Annotated in this window: 4 protein-coding genes; 3 read left to right on the top strand and 1 reads right to left on the bottom strand. The window is 64.5% G+C overall.

Annotated features, from left to right (window positions below; translation table 11 throughout):
* The 3 genes from EOA38_RS34080 to EOA38_RS34090 form a co-directional block, all read left to right on the top strand.
* The coding region (locus tag EOA38_RS34080; protein WP_189435109.1) for a YcjX family protein at positions 1-231 on the top strand (231 nt) is incomplete at its 5' end.
* On the top strand, positions 228-1,310 hold the full coding sequence (locus tag EOA38_RS34085; RefSeq protein ID WP_126093782.1) for a TIGR01620 family protein: 1,083 nt from the start codon (positions 228-230) through the stop codon (positions 1,308-1,310). The genes EOA38_RS34080 and EOA38_RS34085, both read left to right, overlap by 4 nt.
* Before the next feature lie 113 nt (positions 1,311-1,423).
* The gene (locus EOA38_RS34090; protein WP_127301286.1) at positions 1,424-1,978 is read left to right on the top strand and encodes a hypothetical protein; all 555 of its coding nucleotides are present in this window, start codon (positions 1,424-1,426) and stop codon (positions 1,976-1,978) included.
* 71 nt (positions 1,979-2,049) lie between these two features.
* Here the strand turns inward: EOA38_RS34090 and EOA38_RS34095 are convergent.
* Positions 2,050-2,269 (bottom strand): hypothetical protein (locus tag EOA38_RS34095; RefSeq protein ID WP_127301287.1); only part of this gene is annotated, 220 nt, incomplete at its 5' end.

Raw genomic sequence — 2,269 nt, forward strand, 5'->3', positions numbered from 1 at the left:
ACATTCGACGGCAAGATCGAAACCGCCATATTTCCCGGTGACTTGCCGGAGAAAGTTGATGATGTGTTCGACCTTTCCGGATCGCAGCCGGAAAACAACGAACCGGCGATCCGCTTCGTGCGGTTCCGTCCGCCGAAGCTCGAGCGCACGGCCGAAGGCGTCACGCTGTCTTTGCCGCACATCCGGCTCGACCGCGCGCTGCAGTTCCTGATCGGAGATCGTCTGGCATGACCGCGCCCCGCAAACCGGCCGCCTTCCGCATCGAACCCGAGCCAGCGCCAAGGCAGGAGGCGGCGCGGAAGCATCGCGCCGACGAACGGCCCGCGCGCAAACCGCAAGCAGCAAGGTCCGATGTCGCTGTCGTCATTCCTTCGGAAATCGACGTCTTCGACGAGCCGGACATCGAGCAGGCGGCGCCACCGCCGGCCACGGCGCCAAGAAAGCGCTCGCTGCTCGCCCGCCTGTTTTTCGGCGCCCTCGGCGTGCTTGTCTCGCTCGCGGTGGGCTTGTGGACGGACCAGCTCATCCGCGATCTCTTCGCGCGCGCCGAATGGCTGGGCTGGCTGGCGGCCGGCATGGCGGCGATCGCGCTTTTGTCGCTCCTCGTCATCCTCCTCCGCGAATTCCTGGCCATTGCACGCCTCGCCGAAGTCGAGAAGCTGCAGCGGCAGGCCCTGGATGCCGTGGCGCGCGACGACCCCAAGGCCGCGCGCGCCCTGGTCGACGAGCTTTCAGCCTTCGTCGCGGCAAAACCGGAGACCGCGGCCGGGCGGCGCTCGCTCGCCGAGCTGCGCGGCGAGATCATCGACGGCGGCAATCTGGTGCGGCTCGCCGAGACCGAGATCCTGTCGCCGCTCGATGCCCGCGCCAAGACGATGATCCTCGAAGCGGCGAAGCGTGTCTCGCTGGTGACGGCGGTCAGCCCCCGCGCGCTCGTCGACGTCGCCTATGTCGTGTTCGAGGCCGGCAGGCTGATCCGGCGCCTCTCGGAACTCTATGGCGGCCGCCCCGGCACGCTCGGCTTCCTCCGGCTGGCTCGCGGCGTGCTCGCTCATCTCGCAGTGACCGGCTCGATCGCGGTCGGCGACAGTTTCGTGCAGCAGATCATCGGCCACGGCCTTGCGGCGAAGCTCTCCGCAAAGCTTGGCGAAGGCGTGGTCAACGGCATGATGACGGCGCGCATCGGCATTGCGGCGATGGAAACGGCGCGCCCGCTGCCGTTCATCGCGATCAAGCGCCCCGGACTTGGCGATTTCCTCTCGGCGCTGACCTCGTTCGCGACCCGGAAGGATGGCCAGAGCGACCAATAAGACCGGGCAGTAAGGTAAACAGCGAAAAGGCCGCCAGTGACGAAGCATTAACCAATCTTCTTCATGGTCGTTTCTGTCCCAAGATACAGACTCTGTTGTGCCGGGTGTCGTCCATGAAAAGCGTGATCTTGTCCTGCGTCCTGCCTGTGACGGTTGCAGTCGCCGCACCGCTCGGCCTCGTCGGAAAAGCCTTTGGAGCAGAGCCGGACAAGCAATTCTTTCGCTCCGTGGAAGGCAAGTGGATCGGCCCGGGCGAGATCATCGCCGGCAAATACAAGGGCACGAAATTCACCTGCAATTTCAACGGCTCCACGCCTGATGGCAAGGTCGGAATGACGCTCGATGGCGACTGCCGGGTCGGCGTGTTCACCCAGAAGATGTCGGCGTCCGTCGAGCGCAAGGGCCGCGAAGGCTACAAGGGCAATTTCATGGGCGGCTCGACCGGCAACGGGCTCGACATCATCGGCGGCAATGTCGTCGATCCGCAGAAGGTGGTCTTCACCATCAACCGCAATCAGTTGAACGGCGTTATGCAGGCCCGTATTCCCGACGACAATTCGATGACTGTGACGGTGGCCGTGCGTGTCAACAAGCAGCTGGTTCCGGTCATCGGCATGAGCCTGAAGCGGGTCGACACGGTCGAAGTCGGTTCAATCGCCAAGAACTGAGCAGGCGCCCTCGGCCAGGCAAGCAAAAGGCGGCAGCCACGGGCTGCCGCCTCTCCATTTGACGACTTCGCTCACCCCTTGATGGCGGCGGTCACTTCGTCGTAGGCCTTGCAGGCTTCGTCGAGTGTCGTGGCGTTCTGGTATTTCGTCGTCACGGCCTGCACCTTGGCCGTCAGATCCGCCGCCTTGCTCGGATCCTTGGTGATCGCTTCCTGAAGCGCGGCGGCCATGTCCTGCGCCTTCTTGGTGGCCATCTCCTGCGTGCACTCCGGTCCCTTCGAACAGGCCGAA

This window comes from Mesorhizobium sp. M1E.F.Ca.ET.041.01.1.1, from assembly GCF_003997355.1.
GTDB lineage: Bacteria > Pseudomonadota > Alphaproteobacteria > Rhizobiales > Rhizobiaceae > Mesorhizobium.